Origin of the sequence: Bradyrhizobium sp. th-b2 (assembly GCF_000426785.1) — a bacterium.
Lineage (GTDB): Bacteria > Pseudomonadota > Alphaproteobacteria > Rhizobiales > Xanthobacteraceae > Bradyrhizobium > Bradyrhizobium septentrionale.
The window spans coordinates 224,666-243,328 of record NZ_AUGA01000007.1; the positions used below are offsets into that span (position 1 = coordinate 224,666).

An 18,663-nucleotide genomic window follows, 5' to 3' on the forward strand; every position below is an offset into this window, starting at 1 on the left:
CGAGTGTCCCCGAAAGTGTCCTCACGATGGGGGTGGATAGGCATGGAGCCGATTGTAGCCTAATAGATATAATTTCAGCAATTACAATGATTTAGTATATGCGTGTGGATCGCGGTGGACTGTTATGGACTATGAATTCTCCCCTTGTGGGAGAGGCCGGATTGCATCGACAGATGCAATCCGGGTGAGGGGTTTCGGTCTCTCGTGGGACTTCCGCTCGCCGACAGACCTGAACCCCTCACCCGGAATTCAAGCTGTCGCTTGAATTCCGACCTCTCCCACAAGGGGAGAGGCGAACCGGGTGTGCGGGGCGGCTCGCGACTATCGGGCAATCATTCGTTCGCGGCGCCGGCCTTGGCAAAACGGCGGCGGATGCGCAGCAACAGGCCATCGCAGACCTCGCGATAGGCGGCGAGCTTCTGCTCGCGCGTCCCCTCGGTGCCGGTCGGGTCCACCGTCGGCCAGTACTCGACATCGGCGGCGAGCGTGCGGGTGAGGTCGAGCGCCCTGTGGTGGGCCTCCGGCGCCAGCGTGATGATCAGGTCGAAGTTCAGGCCTTCCCAGTCCTCGAGCTCCTCGAAGGTTTGCGGCTTGTGGGTGGAGATGTCCTGGCCGAGCTCCGCCATCACGGCGATCGCGAACGGATCGAGCTCGCCCTTGCGCACGCCGGCCGAGCGGACATAGAGGCCTTGCGGAAACATCTGCTGCAGCAGGCTTTCGGCCATCGGCGAGCGCACGCTGTTGAGGCCGCATGCGAACAGCACGGCCTGCGGGTTGCGCGCGCGCGGCGCTGCCATGCGATCAGGCTTTCGGTCGAGGGGCCGACACCGACATCATGCGCCTCATGTTTTTGCGCATGATCTGATCCGAAAACCGGTACCCACTTTTCGGGATCATGCGCCTTCACCCTTCCAGTGCAGCACAGTGATCAGTGTGAACAGCCGCCGCGCGGTCTCGAAATCGACGCGCACCTTGCCCTTGAGCCGCTCCTGCAGCGTGCGCGAGCCTTCGTCATGGATGCCGCGGCGGCCCATGTCGATCGCCTCGATCTTGTCCGGCGTAGCGGTCCGGATTGCCTGATAATAGCTGTCGCAGATCATGAAGTAGTCCTTCACGACGCGGCGGAACGGCGTCAGCGACAAGAGATGCGCGACCACCGGCGCGCCGTCCTCCTTGCGGATGTCGAACATCAGCCGGTTGCCGGTGATCGCGATGTGCAGGGTGTAGGGCCCCGGCCCGGCGCCGCCTTCCGGTGCAAACAGATTCTGCTCGACCAGGTCGTAGATCGCGATCGCGCGCTCATGCTCGATGTCGGGCCCGGAACGGCCGATCGATTCCTCGTCGAGCGTCACCGCGACGATGCGATTGTTGGAATCCTCGTCGTCTGGTGGCTTGTTCATGAGAGGTTGAGGCGCAATCCGACGGAACGTGAATGGGCATCAAGACCCTCGGCCTGGCCGAGCGTCATCGCGGCGGGCCCGAGCGCACGAAGCTGATCCGGCCCGCACCGCAGGATCGAGGTTCGCTTCATGAAGTCAAGCACCCCGAGGCCGGAGGAGAACCGCGCCGAGCGCGCGGTCGGCAGCACGTGGTTGGAGCCGCCGACATAATCGCCGATCGCCTCCGGCGTATGGGCCCCGAGGAAGATCGCCCCGGCGTTGCGAACCTGCTTCGACAGGCCCTCGGCATCCGCGGTCATGATCTCCAGATGCTCGGCCGCGATCGCGTTGGCGAGTTCCACCGCGTCGTCGAGCTCTGCGACCATGATGATCGCACCGAAATCGTCCCACGAGGCGCGCGCGATCGCCGCACGCGGCAGCGTCGCCAACTGTGCCTCGACCGCGCGCTCGACATCGGCGGCGAGCCGGGCACTGTCGGTGATCAGGATCGACTGCGCGCTGACATCATGCTCGGCCTGCGCCAGCAGATCGGCCGCGATCCAGTCGGCGTTGGAGGTCGCGTCGGCGATCACAAGCACCTCGGAGGGCCCGGCGATCATGTCGATGCCGACCTTGCCGAACACCAGCCGCTTGGCGGCGGCGACATAGGCGTTGCCGGGGCCGACGATCTTGGCGACCGGCGCGATCGTCGCGGTGCCATAGGCGAGCGCGGCCACCGCCTGGGCGCCGCCGACGCGGTAGATCTCCGAGACGCCGCCGAGACCTGCTGCCGCCAGCACCAGCGGGTTGAGCTTGCCGTCCGGCGCCGGCACCACCATCACCACCCGCGGCACGCCGGCGACCTTGGCCGGCACCGCGTTCATCAGCACCGAGGACGGATAGGCGGCGGTGCCGCCAGGCACGTAGAGCCCGACCGCATCAACCGCGCTCCAGCGCCAGCCGAGCTCGACGCCCGCGGCATCGGTAAAGCGCTCGTCCTTCGGCAGCTGACGGCGATGGAAGGTCTCGATCCGGTCGCGCGCGAATTTCAGCGCCTCGACCGTCGTGGGGTCGCACGCGGCGACCGCGGCGTCGATTTCAGCGGCGGTGATGCGCAGGCCGGCAGCGTCGATGTCGAGCCGGTCGAATTTTTTGGTCGCCTCGAGCAGCGCCGTATCGCCGCGGGCCGCCACGTCGTCGACGATGGCGCGGGTGGCGCGCTCGACGTCAGCCGACACCTCGCGCTTCGCCGCCAGGAAGTCGCGGAAACGCTGGTCGAAATCGGCGCTCTGTCGGTCCAGGCGAACGGGCATGGCGGCTTTCTGAAGAGGACTCTGGGTCCCTGCTCAATGGCGCGGCGGATAATGGCCGTCAACCCTTGGCAGACACGCAATCCCACCGTCGTCCGTCGTCCCGGCGAAGGCCGGGACCCATTACCCCAGAAGCCTGCTGCTGGAGCAGGGTGGGACCCCCAGCGTCCCATAACAAATGGCATTTGTGGTTATGGGTCCCGGCCTTCGCCGGGACGACGGCATATTTACCCCGCCGCCACCCCGAGATCATCCGTGCCGAGATCGGTCAATTCGCACTCCAGGCACTCGACATCGAGCCGCAGCGCCGCGCCTTGCCCGAACATCAGGAGCGCGCTGCCGCCCGGCGGGTCGGAGGCATGGAATTCGATCCCGAGCAGTTCCAGGCTAGCCTCCGGGGCCTCCAGGTCGATATTGCGCGACTTGCATGCCAGCACCCGGTCGAACCTGAGCGCGGCGATCAGCCGGCGCGAGCAGGCGCCGCCGGACAGGGTCTGCTCCCAGTCGAGCCGGTTCAGGCCGACCACCAGGCGTTTCTCGTCCTGGCGCCAGACGATGTCGGCGGGCAGGACGCGGGCGTCCTGCACATGGGCGGAGATCACCGCGAGGTCATCGGCATCGAGGGCGATCAGTTTCAGGGGAGCAGGTGGGGACATGCGGTAGTTATAACGCCTTGAGACCCCGAGGGTACCCACGTGGCCCAAGGAATCCCGCTCAAGGGAACCCGGGCCTTCGGCACGCCTCAGAGGCTGTTGATGTCCTCACTCTCAAGCACCGGCCAGGGGTAGCCGTCGCGGGCGACCTTGAGCATGGCGCGGCCGAGCTGTTCCGACGTCGTCATGTAGGCGGGGGCGAGCCGGACCAGAGCCGACAGCAGCGGCGAGGTCGCGAGATAGATCGCCTGCACCCAGGGCGTCTTGGAGCGCACGCCGTGCAGCGGCTGGATGCCGGCGGGGCGGAACATGTAGGCGGCCTTGAACGGTAGTTTCAGCAGGTCGTTCTCGGTCTTGCCTTTGACCCGCGCCCACATCAGCGAGCCCTGCTCGGTGGAATCGGTGCCGCGTCCGGTGACATAGGTGAACACCATGCCGGAATTGAGCCGCGCCAGCGTCGTCGCCGCAGCCAGCGTGATGTCGTAGGTGAGGTGGCGGTAGCGCGCCTCGTCCATGCCGATCGAGGAGACGCCGAGGCAGAAGAAGCAGGCGTCATAGCCCGCAAGCTGCGGCTCGATCGCGCTGTAATCGGTGAAATTGTCGCAGGTCAACTCGACGAGCTTGGCATCGCGCTGCCCGGTCGGGCTGCGCCCGACCGCGAGCACCCGCTCGACGCCGCCATCAAGCAGGCACTCGCGCAGCACGCCCTGCCCGACCATGCCGGTCGCGCCGAACAGGATGATTTTCATCTCGATTGCCCCTCGATGCCGCGTTGCCGCCCGATCACGCTCAGGCGGCGGTGGCGACCTGATCGAACGATACACCGGTCAGCATTGCTGAGACATCCCAGAGCTGCTCCGCCACCACGGTGTCCCTGGCGTGCGGCATGATCCGCGCTGGCACCGGCGGTCCCTTCAATTCATAGAACCAGTCGGGCCCGTAATAGCCGCCGGGCTCGGCCGCCGGCGAGGTCGCCGCGAACAGCGTCGGCAGCGCGCCCGCGGCCGCCGAATGGCTCATCAAGGGCTGCAGATATCTGCCGAGCCGCCACGACAGGCTGTCGGTGCCGGGTCCGTTCGGGATCAGTTCGGTGCGCGCATAGCCGGGATGCGCGGCATTGCTCATGATCCCCCAGCCATTGCGCGCGCTGCGACGCTGCAGCTCGAGCGCAAACATCAGCATCGCCAGCTTCGACTGGCAGTAGGCACGCCACGGCACATAGGCGCGCTGCGACTGCAGATCGGCGAAACTGATCGCGCCGCTGCGATGGGCGAGACTCGACAGATTGACGACGCGGGTGTTTTGGCCGCGGCGAAGCTGCGGCAACAGATGCGCGGTCAGCGCGTAGTGGCCGAGATAGTTGGTGCCGAACTGCATCCCGAAGCCGTCTGACGTGACCTGCCGTTTCGGCAGAGCCATCACGGCGGCATTGTTGATCAACAGATCGAGCGCATCGTGGCTGGCGGCAAAGCGCGCGGCGAAATCGGCGACCGATGCGAGGCTCGCGAGGTCGAGCGTTTCATAGGTGACCGCGGCATCGGGGAGCTGCGCGCGGATCCGCGCCAGCGCGTCCTGCCCCTTGGCGCCGTTGCGGCCGGTCAGCACGACATTGGCGCCGGCACGCGCCAGCGCGAGCGCGGTCTCGTAGCCGAGCCCGCCGGTTGCGCCTGTTATCACGGCCGTCCTGCCGCGCTGCCGCGGAATGTCTGCAGTGCTCCAGCCGGTCATGCTTATATCTCCTTGCGACACGAATCGGTGCTGACGGTTGTTGTCGGTCTTGCGGGTTCCAGCCGCACTCCGATGAAATGTGCACTAAGTGCATTTTTGCAAGAGGTGAAAAATTTGAAACGCTCTGCGCCCGCGCGCAAATCCGCCAAGCCGCGGCAGTCCAACGGGAATTCGGCGCCGCCCACGGTGACGTCCGGCCTGCGCGCGCGCAAGCGGCGGGAAACAAGGGAACGGCTGACCCGGGCGGCGATGGCGCTGTTTCTTGAGCGCGGCTTCGAGGCGACCACGCTCGACGACATCGTCGCCGCAGCTGATATCTCGCGCCGCACCTTCTTTCACTATTTCGCATCGAAGGAAGACGTCGTGTTCGCCTGGCAGGAGGACGGCAGCACGGCGCTGATCGCAGCGGTCGCGGCGCGCCCGGCCGCAGAGTCGATGCTGCAGGCCGCGGAGAACGCGATCGCCGAGATGGTGCGGCAGCTCGATCCGCGCGAGGCGGTCGCACTGGCACGGCTCAAGCGCGACAATCCGGCGCTGCAGGCCCGCGATCAGGTGAAGTACGAGAAGCTCGAGCGCGAGCTCGCCGACGCCTTGCTCAAGCGCGCCGGCAACAAGGCCGACCGGATGAAGGCCCGGCTGGTCGCAATGATCACCACCGGCGCGATGCGCGTCGGCGGCGATCTCTGGGCCGCCGACGGCGCCCGCGAGAAGCCGGAACTGCTCGCCAAGCGCATCTTCGCCGCGATCCGCGCGATTTTCGAGTGATGTTTCTCGCCGCTCTCACGTTCTTTGTGGAGCTCGCGAAAACGTAAGGTGAGCACACTGATCAGGCTCCCTCCCCCACGCAACCGGGGTTTACCCCGGTTGCGCATCATTTATTTGCGCAAGTCGGGCAGGCCCGACTTGCGACGGGGGAGGGTTGGGGAGCGGGGCGGCCCCGGGCGAGATGATCGACGAAGCGACCGCCATCCCAATCTTGCTTGCGACTAGTCGAACGGCAATTGAGAGAGCGCGTCGTGTGGACCCCTCTCCCTAACCCTCCCCCGCAAGGGGGGAGGGAACCCTGCCGCTGGTGGCTTCCTCACGTCAGTGCCGTTGAGAACGTCCAATTGCGACGCTCGCCAGCACGCGCGGCCCTCAGCCTCACCCCCTAATGAACGCCAGCAGATCCTTGTTGATGGTCTCGGCTTCCGTGGTCGGCATGCCGTGCGGAAAGCCCTTGTAGGTCTTCAACGTGCCGTTCTTCAGAAGCTTGGCCGAGAGCGGGCCGGAATCGGCGTAGGGCACGATCTGGTCGTCGTCGCCATGCATCACCAGCACCGGTACGTTGATCTTCTTCAAGTCCTCGGTGAAGTCGGTCTGCGAGAACGCGACGATGCCGTCGTAATGCGCCTTGGCGCCGCCCATCATGCCCTGCCGCCACCAGTTCTGGATCACGGCCTCCGACGGCTTCGCGCCGGGCCGGTTGTAGCCATAGAACGGCCCGGCCGGCAGATCGCGGTAGAACTGCGAGCGGTTGGCCGCAAGTTGCGCCTGCAGGCCGTCGAACACCGACTTGGGCAGGCCGCCGGGATTAGCTGCCGTCTGCAGCATCAAGGGCGGCACCGCGCTCAGGATCGCCGCCTTCGCCACCCGGCTCTCGCCGTGGCGCGCGATGTAGTGCACGACCTCGCCGCCGCCGGTGGAATGGCCGACATGGACGGCGTTCTTCAAATCGAGATGCGCGGTGACGGAAGCGAGGTCGTCGGCATAGTGGTCCATGTCATGGCCGTCGCCGACCTGGGCGGAGCGGCCGTGGCCGCGGCGGTCATGGGCAACGACGCGAAAGCCGTGACCCACGAAGAACAGCATCTGCGCGTCCCAATCGTCCGACGACAGGGGCCAGCCATGGCTGAACACGATCGGCTGGCCTGAACCCCAATCCTTGTAGAAGATGTCGACGCCGTCTTTGGTGGTGATGGTGGGCATTTGATTGCTCCTCTTGTTGCTGATCCTTTGGTCCGGACGCGCTAGGGGTGAACGGACCTCGGACGACGGCACGTCGCGGACGCGCCATCGCACATCATCTTCTATGCTGTACGTCACTTTGCGACGATGTCATCCGCCCCGGATCAGGCGAACGTGACCGGCCTGAACCGGCGCCAGGCGCCGATGATCACCACGGCGAAGAACACCAGCACGATGCCCTGCACCACCGCAAATACCGGCCCGGACGGCGGGTTCGGCGGCACGGCCGGCGCCAGCGCCTGCAGCGCCGGCACCTTGAGGAAGCTCTGGATCACCAGCACGAAGACGTTGAGATAGAGCGAGACCATCGCGGTCACGACATAGATCGGCCGCCAGGCGCCTCTGAGCTGCATCGCATACAGCGCGATGCAGGCGATCGCGAGCAGCACCAGCGAAAGCCCGCCGATGATGTGGGACGGCAGCAGCTTCTCGGTCACCAGCGGCGGGATCAAAAACCCGGTGGCATTGGTCAGGATCGTGAGCACGAGGAAGATCGCGGTCAGCCCGGGCATCGCCCGCGAGCCGAGCAGGCCGAACATCACGATCACACCGGCGACGATTGCAATCAGGCTGATAATGACGTGCACAAGCACCAACGTCGTCATATGGCGCACTCCCCGTTGAGACCCGCGCCACGTTACGATGCATCCTCGAAAATTGCTACACGGTTCGATGGCAGGATGACCGGCATCTCATGACAATTCGCCGACGCCGCCTGTTGCCGAAAATGTTCGCAACCGATGTCGCACCACGCGGCACGTGCGCCTGGTGAGACATTGAATCAATCATAGCGCGGGATCGGCCCGTTATGCGGCGTCTTGCGCTTCGACAGATCGAACAGCACCTCGTCGACATAGCACCAGCCCCAGCCTTCCGGCGGATCGTAGCCCTCGATCACGGGATGGCCGGTGGCGTGGAAATGCGCGGTGGCATGCCGGTTCGGCGAGTCGTCGCAGCAGCCGACATGGCCGCAGCTCCGGCAGATCCGCAAATGCAGCCAGCGGCTACCGCTCTTCAGGCACTCCTCGCAGCCGAGCGCGCTCGGCGTGACGTCCTGTATGCCGGTGATGTGGGTGCAGCCTTTTGACATTTTTGGCCCTCTTGCCTCGTGCGCCTATTTAGCCCGTCATCCTGAGGTGCGAGCGGAGCGAGCCTCGATGGATGAACCGGCCACAGGCGTGCCGTATATCCTTCGAGACGCCGCTGCGCGGCTCCTCAGGAGGACGGGGATGGTGTCGCATCGATCATTCCCTACAGCGACGGACTGCCCGCATCGGCGAGATAGCCGTGCAGGGCGGCGACGACCTGGGCGCCCTCGCCGATCGCGCCGCCGACGCGCTTGACCGATCCGGAGCGGACGTCGCCGACCGCGAACACGCCGGGCACCGTGGTCTCGAGCAGCGGCACGGCGCGCGCGCCCTCGCCGCTCTCGCCGGTCATCACGAAGCCGCCGCGGTCGACCAGCACCCCGCAACCCTCGAGCCAGCTGGTGGCGGGATCGGCGCCGACGAACAAAAACAGATTGCGGATATCCATGGTGAACTCGTCGGGCGCGAGCCGGCTGCGCCAGCGCACGCGCTCCAGCGTCTCTGCGCCGTCGAGGCCGATCACCTCGGTGTTGAACATCAGTTCGATGTTCGGCGTCGCCTCGATGCGCTCGATCAGGTAGCGCGACATGCTGGCCCCGAGCCCGCCGCCGCGGATCATCATGTTGACCCTGCGGGCATGCGCCGACAGGAACACCGCCGCCTGGCCTGCGGAGTTGCCGCCGCCGACCAGCACGACGTCCTGGTTGGCGCAGAGCCGCGCCTCGATCGGCGAGGCCCAGTACCAGACGCCGCGGCCCTCATAGCTCTCGAGATTGTCGATCGCAGGCCGGCGATAGCGCGCGCCGCTCGCCACCACCACCGACCTGGCGCGCAACGTGTGCCCGCATCCGGTGGCGAGCGCGAACGCGCCCGACGCCTTCGTGCAGTCGAGCGATTTGATGGAGACCGGGATCAGCATCTCGGCGCCGAATTTCTGCGCCTGGTTGAAGGCGCGCCCGGCGAGCGCCTGGCCGGAGATGCCGGTCGGGAAGCCCAGATAATTTTCGATCCGCATGCTGGCGCCGGCCTGGCCGCCGAAGGCGCGGGAATCGAACACCGCGACCGACAACCCTTCCGAGGCCGCATAGACCGCGGTGGCAAGCCCGGCCGGGCCGCTGCCGACCACGGCGACATCGTAGAGCTTGTCATGCGCGCTGTTGCCGATCATGCCGAGCGCCATCGCAAGCGCGGTCTCGGACGGATTGCGGAGCACCGTGCCGTTCGGACAGACCACCAGCGGCAGCTCGGCGCGCGTCGGCGAATAGCGCGCGACGAGGTCGGCAGCGTCCTTGTCGGTCTCGGGGTCGAGGAAGTGGTGCGGCTGGCCGTTGCGCGCCAGGAAATTCTGCAGCTGCGCCATGTTGCCGACAGACGCAGGGCCGATCAGCACCGGCCCGCCGGCGCCGCCCTGGATCAAGCTGACCCGGCGCAGGATCAGCGCGCGCATGATGCGCTCGCCGAGGTCGGCCTCGGCGACCAAAAGCGCGCGCAGCCGCTCCGGCGGCAGCAGCAAGGTCTCGACAACACCGTCGGCATGGCCGTCGACCAGCGCGGGGCGGCCGGAAAGCTGGCCGATCTCGGCGAGGAATTGGCCGGGCCCCTGGTCGATCACAGGCGTGACATGGCCGAGGCCGTCGCGCTGGGTGATCGCGATTGAGCCCGACAGCACGACGAACATGCCGGGCCCCGGCTTGCCGGTTTCGAACAGCGCCTCGCCATCCCCAAACGACCGCGGCTCGCCGAAGCGACGCATCCGCTCGATCTCATGCGCCGTCAGGGTCGGAAAGGTCTGCTCATGGCGCGGAAAGGCGTAAGCGGTTGCGTTCAGCCGATCGATCGTCGTCTCATCTACAGCCATGTCGGCGACCCGCTTCTTCTTGCAACACACGTTCTTGCAACACACGAGCCGGGTTAACGGCGCGGCTCGTTTCCACCGGCGTCATCTAGCGAGCCACGATCTAAAGAGCCATGGCCCGGTTCGGAAGCCACATCCTCGCGACCGCGCGCCTGCGACTTCCGCCGCTTCAGGTTTTCGCGCAGCGCCAGCTTGAGACGATCCTGTCGTGAATCCTTCACGCGGGCCCCGGCCTGCCCGCCGCCCTTGTCGTGATCGCCCGTCATTGCAAAACTCTCGAACTGCCGACGCCTCTAGCAAGAGGCCAGCATAGACAATGGCCGACGCCGGCGCACCCTGCCCGGTCGGCCAGTTGTGCTCGATGGCATGATTCGGCGCGCGACAGAATCAGGAGCTTTTCGACCGATCGGGAACCCAATCCGGCCGAAATCGGCCGGATTGGTCGGAATCGCCGGCGAGGAACGCCAATTTCTGCCGATTTCACGGGCAGCAGGGACGCTGTTTCGCTTGCGCGAAGGGGAGGCCTGTGGCAAGAACCGCCCGCTTGGACGGGCCCTTGGGGCCGATTCAATTTTTCCCGGGCATGCTGCCGTAGCTCAGTGGTAGAGCACTCCATTGGTAATGGAGAGGTCGACAGTTCAATCCTGTCTGGCAGCACCACCTATCCTATTGAGAGGCCTAGATCCTCTTGCAATTGCAACACTAATCCCGCTTGCTTGCCACCAACCGTCGCCACAAAAACAGGTTTGGTCACCCGACGAAAGCTACTTCGCGGACATAGAGTCGATCATCGCGGGGCGCCTCGACGACCACGAGCCGCCATTCTTATCCGGCGACAACCGTTTTGCCTGGTTGATCTGCTAGACACACCCACGATCAAGCCGGCCCGAAGGGGCGCCGCGGAACGAAACTTGCTCCGCATCGGCGGGGGCGGATTTTCGCGATAGACCATCGGTCTTCGGCTTCGGAAATGCGCTTCATTCGCCGTCGTCCTCAATCGGCTGAGTCAGACGTCGGACGATATACATCGTCTCGACTGATCGATTTGAAGATGAACGCGGAGGGCGAATTCTTCTTTTTCGACCGACCTTCCCGTTCGCAGAAGTGTTTGTCGACTTCCTCATTACAGAGGGAAAATAGGCGCTGGGTTGCGGCGACGGCGGCCTTGTCGCCTGCTTCCGGCGCGGCTTCGACTACACCGCGTCGGCCGCCCTGAGCACGCGGCAGACTGCGCTACGCACCCGCCAGCACGACAAGCTCAAGTCGAGCAAAGTTGCCACATGGACTTGCAGGCGAATTTGTGTAGACCGGTAGAGCCGGTGCAGTTCGACTTGAGAACTGGGCCGGCATCGCCTTGGGGCACAGCCAATGGGACGCTTGCGTTGCTACTGTTTTGATCAGAGCTGCCGCGCGACCGCTCCCCGCGTCGAACCGGATAATCAGGTCGCCTTGCCCGTCGTGGTCGGCCGTTCCGTGGGGCAGGGCGGGGCCAACGTCCGCAACGATGTTCTCACCATCCAGCAGGCACTGAATGCGGTCGGCACCAGTCAGGGCGGCCCGACGCCACGCCTCGCAACGGATGGCTTGATGGGCCCGTTGACGCGCGCGGCGATCGGCAGGTTCCAGAAGCAGAACATCAGTTTCGTCGATTTCCGCATCGACCCGAACGGGCCGACGATTCAGGCGCTCAATCGCATTTTACGCGCCTCGTTGCCAATCCTGGCGAGCGGATCATCGAGATCGCTCGCGCCCCGCAGCGGTGTCGGCCAGGTTGCGCCGCCGGCTCCGACCTTCACCGTCACGGATGAGATGATGGAGCAGATGTTCGAAGACACCTTGCCCATCTCGCGGGCCTGCGTGAAGAGCGCGCTGCGCACGCTGACCGCGGCGAAAGTAATGGGCACAATCGAATCTCCGGCCCAGACGCTCGTGCGCAAACACTTCGCGGTTCTGCTCAGCGATCCGCCGCCGCCGGATTTTGTGCTGATCGAGCGCACCTTTCGCGCCATCGATCGCGAGCTCTCGGTCGCCGCCCTGAGTCCCGCTACGACTTTCATTAAGTTCCCGTTTACGCTCTCCTTTAACGAGATGGCGGAATCCCGCACGCTAGCGCTCGCGATTTCGAACGGCGTCACCATGCGCGGCGAGACCGTTCAGCTCGACCGGACGAATGGCACATCCGCCACGCTGCGGGCGGATGCGGTGGTGATCGCGCCGGTCTATTTCTTCGCGTCGAGCGACCTGCAGATCGGCACGCTCATCCACGAACTCGCGCATTTCGTGGGGCGGCCGGATGGCCATCCCGATTGCATCGACGATCCGCCGGACAGGTCATCGAGCGATGCCTCCCTCGCACGGTTGCCGCCGGATAGGCGGCCGCGCATCGCGGAGTTCTACGCGCTGTTCGCCTTCGAGGCACATTTCGGACGCAGCATGTTCCGCGTGCTACTCCAGTTCTGAGGCGGGCTGGCTCGCTTTGCTATCCCAATAAAATTCAAACTGCGACACCACCGACCCATCCACCCAAAAACCTCACGCTCTTCGACACGCCCTTGCCTCCTCATGTCCATTGCCGGCTGAGACTTGTCAGCGGCCTGATCCACCTGGAGAGCAGTTCCCGGGTGCGCTATACTGTAAAAATTGGCCGGTACTATCCGCCGCGCGCCGCCAGGCATTTCGTGAGCAGATGCACGACGGCATGGTGCGTCAGATCATTGGCGGAGACCGCGAAGTGAGCGCTGGCATCCACGCAATGCAGACCATCATCCCGCACGGGCAATTGGGCTTGCTATCGCCCCTCGGTTGCGCTTGCATGGGTTGCATGCCAAGGACGCGCTGAATGTCTGGTAAGCGAGCACCCGAGCCCAGCGGAACTTCAAACCTCAGGAACTTGGCTCGCACCAGCGTGGCGCCCGGGAGGCACCAGCGAGAGCGAATGTCAAGTTCGCAAATTTGGTGAGCGGAGACCGCGCGGAAGTTGAGAGAATCAGATTATTCACGTCCAACTGCTTGATCACCACGACGAGAAACCAGAGTGCAATCCCCCCGCTACAACATTCTGCTGCTGTGCGCCGCAGCAGCCCTGAGAACCAATACGGTATCGGACCATATCCGAGCGTTTCGCCAATACAGTCAGCATAAATATACGATCGTGGATCCGCTGGCGTTCGATGCGATCGGACCAGATCTGGATGCCTTTGACTGCCTGGTATTTCACTATTCCGTCGTGATCTCGATGGAGAACCATGTTCCCGCCTCGCTCCGTGACAAGATCAGGCGCTTCAAAGGGGTCAAGGTCGCGTTCATTCAAGACGAATATCGATTTATCGATCGTCAAAATGCTGCATTGGCCGATCTGCAGATCGGAGCGATTTTTACCGTTACGAACTCGGACGTCACCAGAAAAATCTATCGGGACACGTTCTTCGACAAGGTACGTTTCGAGCATACTTTGACGGGATTTGTACCCGAGCATCTGTTGTCGATGGACGTGCCGAATTATTCGGAACGTCCGCTCGACGTTTCGTATCGCGCACGCAAGGCTCCGCCTTGGTACGGATACTTCGCCGAGGAAAAATGGCGAATAGCCGACAGATTTGCCGCTGATGCAGCTCAGTACAATCTGGTCTGCGACATCGACACGAGCGAAACGTCCCGAATCTACGGCGGCTCCTGGGTTGACTTCATCGCGAGCTCGAAGGCCGTTTTGGGGACGGAGAGCGGGGTCAGTTTCATCGATTTCACCGGGGACGCCCAAATCCAGGTGGAACGCTTCTGCGCCGAAAATCCCGATGTGTCCCACGAGGTGGTGAGACAGAAATTTCTGGGAGACGACGACGGCAAGATCGTTATCCGGGTGGTTTCTCCCCGCATTTTCGAAGCTGCCGCGCTTCGTACTCTGATGATCCTCTATGAAGGTGACTATTCAGGTGCGGTAAAGCCGTGGGATCATTATGTCCCGCTCAACCGCGACCACAGCAACATGGCGGAGGTGGTCTCGGTCATACGAAATCCTTCGAAGGCGCAATCGATCATCGATCGTGCGTTTCACGAAGTCGCGCTGTCTCCGGCGTGGACTTTCAAGCGAATGGTCGAGCAATTTGACAAAGTCGTCGACGACGAAGCGCAACGGGTTGAGCTTGCGCGCAATGCGATTCCCGGGGCGCTCGACCCCCTGGAACTCGCCATCAGCACGCGCGGACTGGAGCTGACCGCACGCGGCCGATATCTGGAAGAACATGTTCTCCCCGTCTACAACAAGCTGATAGAAGACCATCAAGGGCTGGCCAACGCCTACGAAAGGCTGGCCACTGACCACCAAAGGTTGGCCACGGACTTCCAACGGCTAGCCATGGATCAACAGAGCTTGGCCAACATGTCCATCAAGCGCTTTGCCTATACTTGGCTTCGGCGAACCCTCGGTTCCGTCAAGAGAAAATTGACGTCGCCCCTCGGCAACTGAGGACTGTCTACGGCAGAAAGTGCCCTCGTCGGGTTCGCTGGATCAATGCGCGAGCAGCAGGCCCACGCCGCCGATCGTCAGCACGATGTAGAACGCGAACACACTGCCGACCCATTTCCAATCGATGTGTCCGTGTTCGGGGCTGAGGCTCTCGATGATGGCGTGCATGATGGTTTCCTTTAGAAAGTCGCATGCGCGGCGTATAGCCCGCACCCCGAGCACGTCATGTGACTCACTTCACACTTTGCGATCGCGGAGCGGACTTAAAGCGTGACCGGCCCAGAACTGAAGAAATTGCGTAAACACCTCGGCGAGGCGCTTGGCCGCGAGCTGACGGCGGCCGACATGGCGAAGCTGTGCGGGTTGCCGGCCGCCGGCGGCGCCGAGAAGCTCCGCAAATGGGAGGTCACCGGCCCGACCCCGAAGGTCGCCGCGCTGCTGCGCGTGCTGGCGATGGCGAGCGAGCACTATCCGATCCTGGAGAAGTTCGACGTCTTCGATCGCCACGACGTCCCCGTCAAAGACCGCGCCGCGCGCCGTCAAGCGTTCCGCGAGCAGATGCGCGACGACGTGCGCAAGCGACTTGGTTAGCAAGCGGCTTGATTGACGGCGGGCGGGCGTCGCACGCGCCGCGTTAAGCCTTCCTTGATTCCGGCTTAAGCGTTCGTTAGGCACAACAAAACGTTTCGCCGCAAAGCCTGCGACTTAACGCGCCGGGCGGTCTTCCGGTGACAGCATTTTATTCAAATGCTGTCTATCTCGCCGGCCATGGACGGCGCCATGTCGCTGCGCCTCCACGACTTGTCCGGAGACTGACCACATGAAGAAGATCCTGCTTGCAACCGCAGCCGCTGTCGCAGCCTTGAGCGCCACCGCTCAGGCCGCCGACCTCAACCGCGGCTATTACCAGAAGGCGCCCGCGCCCGTTTACGCCGCTCCGCTCTACAACTGGACCGGCTTCTATCTCGGCGGCCATCTCGGCGGCGTGTTTTCCCAGAACAACACGTTCAACGGCCTCGCGCTGTCGGACTCCAGCGCCCGCTTCATGGGCGGCGTGCAGGGCGGTTACGACTGGCAGCTGTCGCCGATGTGGGTGATCGGCCTCGAAGGCCAGTATTCCTGGGTCGGCAACCACCAGCTCAACGCGATCTTCCCCGGCGGCTATGTCTACAACAACAACCAGCGCGGCATCGCATCGATCACCGGCCGCGTCGGCTACACCTGGGGCCCGGGCCTGATCTATGTGAAGGGCGGCTACGCCTACTCCGACAACAACGAGTCCGTGACGCTTGGCGGCGCGCCGGTCGGCTTCGCGCTCACCGACAATCACAGCAACGGCTGGACGATCGGCGGCGGCGCCGAATACATGTTCGCGCCGAACTGGTCGGCCAAGGTCGAGTACCAGTACTACGACTTCGGCGACAGCCGCTTCACCGCGCCGGCCGCGCTGGTGCCGTTCGGCAGCTTCCACAATGACGAGCACACGGTGAAGGCCGGCCTCAACTACCGCTTCAATCTCGGCAACCTCGGCGGCCCCGGCTACGCGCGTTACTGAGACCACGCCCCACAACCAATAGTGGAAAGGCCGGCTCGCGCCGGCCTTTTTGCGTCCGGTCGCGTGCATCGATTCCGCACAGCGAACTAGGAGAGTGCTCGCGCACCGCCGCCCTGAAAAATCCGGCGGATCGTCGCAATTTTCCCGATTTTGTTAACCCGCCGCACCGATACTCCCGCGCCGGGGAAACATCCAAGAGTAGTGGCCAGGGGTAGTGGGCCAGGGGGCACGGGGGCAATGGCGTTTCGGTTCAAGCTCGGCAAACTCAATCTCAAGCACATCCGCCTGCCGCAGATGGGCGTCAGGGGCAGCCTGTTCGCGGCATTCGCCGTGATCGCGGGCATGGCGCTTGTGATCAGCGCAGGCGCCGGCATCGTGCTGCATCAGCTCGGCGGCACCATGACCGATCTCAGCGGCCGCGACATCCCGCGGCTTGCCGCAAGCCTGCAACTGTCAGCGCAGAGCGCCTCGCTGGCGGCGCAAGGTCCCGGCCTGCTCGCCGTGCAGAGCGAGGATGCACTCAACGATCGCAGCAAGAAGGTGAAGGAGGTCGCGCAGGCGACCCGCGCCAAGCTCGGCGAGATCATCGAGCTCGGCGCCGACAAATCCGTGGTCAGCGCGCTGCAGGAGAACGTCAAGAACACCGACGAGGCCACCAATAGCCTGATCTCGGCGGCGCGCGAGCGGCTCGAAGTCGGCGCGCTGCGCGACAAGCAGTACAATGCGCTGCGCAAGGCGCAGGCGGTCTTCGTCTCCGCCGCGAGCCCCGCGATGCTCGACGCCCAAACGAGACTCAACGCCATCCTCGGCGCCGCCGACGTGTCCGCCGATGATGCCACCGAGGCGGCCCGCACTGTCGGCCAGATCAGCAACGTGCTCTCCGCCGGCAATCTGATGGCCGCCGACATGACCGCCGCGCTGTCGGCCAATTCCAGCGAGACGCTCGATGCGATCGAGGCCGAGTTCAAGAACGGGCGCGAACGCATCAAGTCCAACCTCGAGGACCTGCCGAACAATCCGGCGATCGTCGCGGTGCGCGACACGGCGCAGAAGCTGCTCGTGCTCGGCGAGGGCAAGACCGGCGTGTTCAAGATCCGCCAGAAGGAGCTCGACGCGATCGATTACGGCCAGACCATTTTGGAAGAAACGCGCAAGCTCAATGTCGGGCTCGGCATCAGCGTGCAGCAGCTGGTCGAGGCCGTGCAGAAGGAGACCGACACCTCGACCTTCCAGGCGCGGCAGCAGATCTCGCTCGCGACCATGGTGATGATCGCGCTCGGCGCGCTGACGCTGGTCGGCTCGTTCCTGTTCGTCTGGCTCTATGTCGGGCGCAACATCCTGCGCCGGATCCGCGGCCTGCAGCGTTCGATGCAGCTGTTGTCCGACGGCGACCTCGACACCGAGATCCCGCAGAGCCGGCAGCGCGACGAGATCGCTGTGATGGCCGACGCGCTGCAGGTGTTCCGCGAGAGCATGATCGAGGGCCGCGAGCTCACGGCAAACCAGAACAAGGACCGCACCGCCAAGGCGGAGCGCACCACGCGCATGGAAGCGCAGATCGTCACCTTCGAGTCCAATGTCCGCAGCGCGCTCGGCAGCCTGCAGACCGCGGCGAACTCGATGCAGTCGACCGCGCAGAGCATGTCGGCAACCGCCGACCAGTCGAGCGCAATGGTCAATGCGGTGGCCTCGGCCGCCGAGGAGACCTCGGTCAACGTGCAGACGGTGTCGGCCGGCACCGAGGAGCTGTCGTCGTCGATCTCGGAGATCGGCCGCCAGGTGGTCACCTCGGCGGAAATCGCCCGCAAGGCGGTCGAGGAAGCCAGCGCCACCGACAGCACCATGCAGGGCCTTGCCGACAACGCCGCGCGGATTAGCGTCGTGGTCGACCTGATCCAGACCATCGCCTCGCAGACCAACCTGCTGGCGCTCAACGCCACCATCGAGGCGGCGCGCGCCGGCGAGGCCGGCCGCGGCTTTGCCGTGGTCGCCTCCGAGGTCAAGAACCTCGCCAGCCAGACCGCGAAGGCGACCGAGGAAATCCGCCAGCAGATCGTCAGCATGCAGGAGGTGACGACCACGGCGGTTTCCGCGATCCGCAACATCTCGAGCACAATCGGCGAGATCAACGACGTCACCACCGCGATCGCCGCCGCCGTCGAGGAACAGGGCGCGGCGACCCGTGAGATCGCCCGCAACATCCAGCACGCCGCCGGTGGCACCAGCGAGGTGTCGAGCAACATCGTCGGCGTCTCCACCGCGTCAGCCGAAGCCGGCGCCGCCGCCGGCGAGGTGCTGAGCGCCTCCGACGCGCTGCGCCGCGAGGCCGACGTGCTGCGCTCGGAGATCGACGGCTTCCTGTCGAACATCCGCGCGGCGTAGGAATAGGCCCCGGATTACGCTTCGCTCCATCCGGGCTACGCATGCTTTGACCTCCCCTTGAAAAGGGGAGGTCGCTTTGCTCGTTAGAGCAAAGCGGGTGGGGATCTGCTCTCTCGGCTTGCAGCGTCGCCCGCGGCTGCCCCCCATCCCAACCTTCCCCCTTTCAGGGGGAAGGAGAAGAGAGAGATGTAACCCGGATGAAGCGCATCGCAATCCGGGCTACGGAATTCGGGTGCCTCGCCGC

The 18,663-nt window shown here is 64.5% G+C and carries 18 protein-coding genes and 1 tRNA gene; 7 read left to right on the forward strand and 12 right to left on the reverse strand.

Annotated features, from left to right (window positions below; all coding sequences use genetic code 11):
- Positions 1-332 precede the first annotated feature (332 nt).
- The 6 genes from K359_RS0113565 to K359_RS0113590 form a co-directional block, all read right to left on the reverse strand.
- Positions 333-797, reverse strand: coding sequence for a low molecular weight phosphatase family protein (locus tag K359_RS0113565; protein WP_029079841.1), 465 nt, complete (start codon positions 795-797; stop codon positions 333-335).
- A 96-nt stretch (positions 798-893) separates the two neighbouring features.
- Entirely contained in the window at positions 894-1,400 is a 507-nt protein-coding gene (locus K359_RS0113570; RefSeq protein WP_029079842.1) for a UPF0262 family protein, read from the reverse strand.
- Entirely contained in the window at positions 1,397-2,692 is a 1,296-nt protein-coding gene (gene hisD, locus K359_RS0113575; RefSeq protein ID WP_029079843.1) for a histidinol dehydrogenase, read from the reverse strand. The genes K359_RS0113570 and hisD overlap by 4 nt, the downstream gene beginning before the upstream one ends.
- A 224-nt stretch (positions 2,693-2,916) precedes the next feature.
- Positions 2,917-3,345: a DUF2948 family protein gene (locus tag K359_RS0113580; RefSeq protein ID WP_029079844.1), complete on the reverse strand. Its 429-nt coding sequence runs from the start codon at positions 3,343-3,345 to the stop codon at positions 2,917-2,919.
- Between the two features lie 86 nt (positions 3,346-3,431).
- Positions 3,432-4,091 carry an epimerase gene (locus K359_RS0113585; RefSeq protein ID WP_029079845.1) on the reverse strand — a complete coding sequence of 220 codons (660 nt, stop codon included), beginning with the start codon at positions 4,089-4,091 and terminating at the stop codon, positions 3,432-3,434.
- 40 nt (positions 4,092-4,131) lie between these two features.
- On the reverse strand, positions 4,132-5,070 hold the full coding sequence (locus tag K359_RS0113590; RefSeq protein WP_029079846.1) for an SDR family oxidoreductase: 939 nt from the start codon (positions 5,068-5,070) through the stop codon (positions 4,132-4,134).
- 114 nt (positions 5,071-5,184) lie between these two features.
- On the opposite strand from K359_RS0113590, the gene K359_RS0113595 reads away from it, so the two are divergent.
- Positions 5,185-5,835 carry a TetR/AcrR family transcriptional regulator gene (locus K359_RS0113595; protein ID WP_029079847.1) on the forward strand — a complete coding sequence of 217 codons (651 nt, stop codon included), beginning with the start codon at positions 5,185-5,187 and terminating at the stop codon, positions 5,833-5,835.
- Positions 5,836-6,213: 378 nt separating this feature from the next.
- Here K359_RS0113595 and K359_RS0113600 read toward each other — a convergent pair whose 3' ends face one another.
- From K359_RS0113600 to K359_RS63265, 5 genes are all read right to left on the reverse strand, one after another.
- Positions 6,214-7,038, reverse strand: a complete 825-nt coding sequence (locus K359_RS0113600; RefSeq protein WP_029079848.1) for an alpha/beta fold hydrolase — start codon at positions 7,036-7,038, stop codon at positions 6,214-6,216.
- 143 nt (positions 7,039-7,181) lie between these two features.
- Entirely contained in the window at positions 7,182-7,682 is a 501-nt protein-coding gene (locus tag K359_RS0113605) for a hypothetical protein (RefSeq protein WP_035976524.1), read from the reverse strand.
- 176 nt (positions 7,683-7,858) lie between these two features.
- On the reverse strand, positions 7,859-8,167 hold the full coding sequence (locus K359_RS0113610; RefSeq protein WP_029079850.1) for a UBP-type zinc finger domain-containing protein: 309 nt from the start codon (positions 8,165-8,167) through the stop codon (positions 7,859-7,861).
- Positions 8,168-8,328: 161 nt separating this feature from the next.
- A complete protein-coding gene (locus tag K359_RS0113615; RefSeq protein WP_029079851.1) occupies positions 8,329-10,023 on the reverse strand; it encodes a cyclic nucleotide-binding domain-containing thioredoxin-disulfide reductase in 1,695 nt (564 codons plus the stop codon).
- Between the two features lie 53 nt (positions 10,024-10,076).
- Positions 10,077-10,286 (reverse strand): hypothetical protein, encoded by a 210-nt coding sequence (locus K359_RS63265; protein ID WP_165127512.1) that lies wholly within the window; start codon positions 10,284-10,286, stop codon positions 10,077-10,079.
- A gap of 319 nt (positions 10,287-10,605) precedes the next feature.
- On the opposite strand from K359_RS63265, the gene K359_RS0113625 reads away from it, so the two are divergent.
- The 3 genes from K359_RS0113625 (at position 10,606) to K359_RS51855 (ending at position 14,482) form a co-directional block, all read left to right on the forward strand.
- A tRNA-Thr gene (locus K359_RS0113625) sits at positions 10,606-10,680 on the forward strand.
- 708 nt (positions 10,681-11,388) lie between these two features.
- Positions 11,389-12,480, forward strand: a complete 1,092-nt coding sequence (locus K359_RS0113630; RefSeq protein ID WP_029079852.1) for a peptidoglycan-binding protein — start codon at positions 11,389-11,391, stop codon at positions 12,478-12,480.
- Between the two features lie 574 nt (positions 12,481-13,054).
- Positions 13,055-14,482 carry a hypothetical protein gene (locus K359_RS51855; protein ID WP_051346116.1) on the forward strand — a complete coding sequence of 476 codons (1,428 nt, stop codon included), beginning with the start codon at positions 13,055-13,057 and terminating at the stop codon, positions 14,480-14,482.
- Positions 14,483-14,524: 42 nt separating this feature from the next.
- On the opposite strand, the gene K359_RS65780 is transcribed toward K359_RS51855, so the two are convergent.
- Positions 14,525-14,650 (reverse strand): hypothetical protein, encoded by a 126-nt coding sequence (locus K359_RS65780; protein WP_256375151.1) that lies wholly within the window; start codon positions 14,648-14,650, stop codon positions 14,525-14,527.
- Positions 14,651-14,752: 102 nt separating this feature from the next.
- On the opposite strand from K359_RS65780, the gene K359_RS0113650 reads away from it, so the two are divergent.
- The 3 genes from K359_RS0113650 to K359_RS0113660 all read left to right on the forward strand — a co-directional run bounded on the left by K359_RS0113650 (position 14,753) and on the right by K359_RS0113660 (position 18,419).
- A complete protein-coding gene (locus K359_RS0113650) occupies positions 14,753-15,073 on the forward strand; it encodes a hypothetical protein (protein WP_029079854.1) in 321 nt (106 codons plus the stop codon).
- A gap of 229 nt (positions 15,074-15,302) precedes the next feature.
- Positions 15,303-16,037 carry an outer membrane protein gene (locus tag K359_RS0113655; protein WP_029079855.1) on the forward strand — a complete coding sequence of 245 codons (735 nt, stop codon included), beginning with the start codon at positions 15,303-15,305 and terminating at the stop codon, positions 16,035-16,037.
- Positions 16,038-16,274: 237 nt separating this feature from the next.
- The gene (locus K359_RS0113660; protein WP_029079856.1) at positions 16,275-18,419 is read left to right on the forward strand and encodes a methyl-accepting chemotaxis protein; all 2,145 of its coding nucleotides are present in this window, start codon (positions 16,275-16,277) and stop codon (positions 18,417-18,419) included.
- Positions 18,420-18,663 lie beyond the last annotated feature (244 nt).